The organism is Synechococcus sp. R55.7, assembly GCF_047461955.1.
Lineage (GTDB): Bacteria > Cyanobacteriota > Cyanobacteriia > Thermostichales > Thermostichaceae > Thermostichus.
Map to the genome: position 1 here is coordinate 3368 of NZ_JANSIC010000085.1, position 3182 is coordinate 6549.

Sequence of the window (3182 nt, forward strand, 5' to 3'; positions counted from 1 at the left end):
GTGGGGTGGAAGATGTCGTTTATTCCGCTGGTGCGCTTTCTAGGCCAGTCCGGCTTGATTCAAGAGCTGGCCGCCTGCTTGAGATCGCAGCGACGGGCAAATCTGCAGGGGGCAGGGCGGATTGCCAAGGGGTTGATCGCCTCGGCTTTGGCCCAGCAGGAGGGAAGATCCCTGCTGGTGGTCACTGCCACCTTGGAGGAGGCAGGCCGCTGGACGGCGCAACTGGAGGGCATGGGCTGGGAGAGTGTGCAGCTCTACCCCACTTCAGAGGCTTCCCCCTACGAACCTTTTGACCTGGAACCGGAGCTGGTGTGGGGCCAGTTTCAGGTGCTGGCCGATTGCCTCCAGGGGAAGAAGGGCATGGCCATTGTGGCGACAGAGCGGGCCCTCCAACCCCACCTCCCTCCCCCAGAGGTGTTGCGGGCCTTTTGTCTCCAGCTGGAACCCGGCTTGGAGATGTTTCCCCAGCAACTGGGGCAGCAGTTGACCCGTCTGGGCTACCAGCGGGTGAGTCTGGTGGAAAGCGAGGGGCAGTGGAGCCAAAGGGGCGACATTCTCGACGTTTTCCCAGTGGCCTGCGAGTGGCCGGTGCGGCTGGAGTGGTTCGGCAACGAGCTGGAGAGGCTGCGGGAGTTTGACCCAGTCAGCCAGCGCTCCCAAGATGGGATCCCCTACGTTTGGCTTACTCCCACCGGCTATGGGCCCATCCTCTGGCCGGCTCTGCAGGAAAAAGCCGATCAGCTCTCCCAGGGCCTACGGCAGCAGTTGGAGCAGTCGCCCACCCCCCCGGAGGGCTTGCGCCGTTTTCTCGGCCTGCTCTACGATCCGCCAGCCAACCTGCTGAGCTATCTGGATCCCACCACCCTCATCCTGATCGACGAGCCAGAGCAGTGCCAGGCCCACAGCCAGCAGTGGCTCTACCACGCCCAAGAACAGTGGAAACAGGCCCAGGTTGCGGAGCCGGCTCTGCAGCCCTTTCACCGCCCCTTTGATCTCAAGGCTCCCGACTGGGATCCCTTCCCCTGCCTGTTGGCCCGCACCTTTGCCCCTGCTGGCGAAGCCGAAGCTGCCCTTGACCTAAAAAGCCGGCCTGTGCCTACTGCTCCCCACCAGTTTGGATCCCTGGCCAAAACCCTGCGCGAGTACCGCAAGCAGCAGTTGCAGGTGTGGATCCTCTCTGCCCAGCCCTCCCGCACCGTAGCTCTGCTGCAGGAACACGACTGCCCCGCCCAGTACGTGCCCAATCCCAAAGACTTCCCGGCCATCGAGCGCCAGCTGCAGTCCTACACCCCAGTGGCCCTCAAGTATTCCGGCCTGGCCGAGCTGGAGGGGGTTCTCCTGCCCACCTTGGGGTGGGTGGTGCTCACCGACCGCGAGTTTTTCGGCCAACACAGCCTGGCCACCCCCACCTATGTGCGCAAGCGCCGCCAGGCCAGCTCTCGCCAGGTGGATCCCAACCTGCTCAAGCCAGGGGATTTTGTCGTTCACAAGGCCCATGGCATTGGCCAGTTTCTGCGCTTAGAAAGCCTCACCATTGGGGGCGAAACCCGCGAGTACCTGGTTATTCAATACAGCGATGGCCTGTTGCGGGTGGCTGCCGACCAGGTCAACTCCCTTTCCCGCTACCGCGCCAGCGGGGATGGACCACCTGCCCTGCACAAGATGTCCGGCAGCACCTGGGAAAAGACCAAACAGAAGGTGAAAAAGAGCCTGCGAAAAGTGGCCTTTGACCTGCTGCAGCTCTATGCCAAACGCGCCGAACAGGAGGGCTATGCCTTCCCGCCCGATTCTCCTTGGCAACAGGAGCTGGAAGATTCTTTCCCCTATCCCCTGACGCCGGATCAACTCCGAGCTGTCCAGGAGATCAAGCGGGATATGGAATCTCCACGCCCTATGGATCGGCTGCTGTGTGGGGACGTGGGCTTTGGCAAAACAGAGGTGGCAATCCGTGCCATTTTCAAAGCCGTAACCGCCGGCAAGCAAGTAGCTCTCCTGGCGCCAACCACCATTCTTACCCAGCAGCACTACCACACCCTCAAAGAGCGCTTTGCTCCCTATCCTATTCAAGTGGGCTTGCTCAACCGCTTCCGCACCTCGGAGGAGAAAAAAGAAATCCTATCCCGTCTCAAGAGTGGCGAACTGGATGTTGTGGTGGGCACCCACCAGCTTTTGGGCAAGGATGTGCAATTTCGGGATTTAGGCCTTTTGGTTATTGACGAAGAGCAGCGCTTTGGCGTCAACCAAAAAGAGAAAATCAAACTTCTCAAAACCCAGGTGGATGTACTCACCCTCACCGCCACCCCTATTCCCCGCACTCTGTATATGGCCTTGTCGGGTTTGCGGGAAATGAGCTTGATCCAAACTCCGCCTCCTTCCCGCCGGCCTATCAAAACTCACCTTTCTCCCTACAACCCCGAAGTCATCCGCACGGCTATCCGCCAAGAGTTGGATCGCGGCGGTCAAGTCTTCTATGTCGTCAACCGCATTGAAGGCATCGAAGAAACCAGTGCCAAATTGCGGGAGTGGGTGCCCGGTGCTCGCATTGCCATTGCCCACGGGCAGATGCCGGAAGGGGAGCTAGAGGCAACGATGCTGGCTTTTAACAATGGGGAAATCGATATCCTGGTCTGCACGACGATTATCGAATCCGGTTTGGATATTCCCCGCGTCAACACCATTTTGATTGAAAATGCTCAGGAGTTTGGATTGGCTCAGCTATACCAGCTGCGGGGGCGGGTGGGCCGGGCTGGGATCCAAGCCCATGCTTGGCTGTTTTACCGAGAAGACGGGATCCTCACCGAGGAGGCCCGCAAACGCCTACAGGCCATTCAGGAATTTACCCAACTGGGATCCGGCTATCAGTTGGCAATGCGGGATATGGAAATTCGTGGCATTGGCAACCTGCTGGGAACGGAACAATCCGGGCAAGTCAATGCGGTGGGCTTCGATCTTTACCTGGAAATGCTGCAAGAAGCCATTCGAGAAATTCGCGGCCAGGAGATCCCACAGGTGGAGGACACACAAATTGACCTCAATGTAACCGCCATGATCCCGCAAAGCTATATCCCCGACGAAGATCAAAAGATGCAGGCTTATCGACACCTGGCTGCTGCCGGCTCTCGGGTCGAGCTGTTGCAAATTGCCCAGGAATGGCAAGACCGCTTTGGCCCCCTGCCCAAGCC

Annotated in this window: 1 protein-coding gene; it reads left to right on the forward strand. The window is 59.4% G+C overall.

Translation table 11 applies throughout. The features are described 5' to 3' along the window. Nucleotides 1–12 precede the first annotated feature (12 nt). On the forward strand, nt 13–3182 hold a 3170-nt coding region (gene mfd, locus NW820_RS06235; RefSeq protein ID WP_414406994.1), incomplete at its 3' end, for a transcription-repair coupling factor.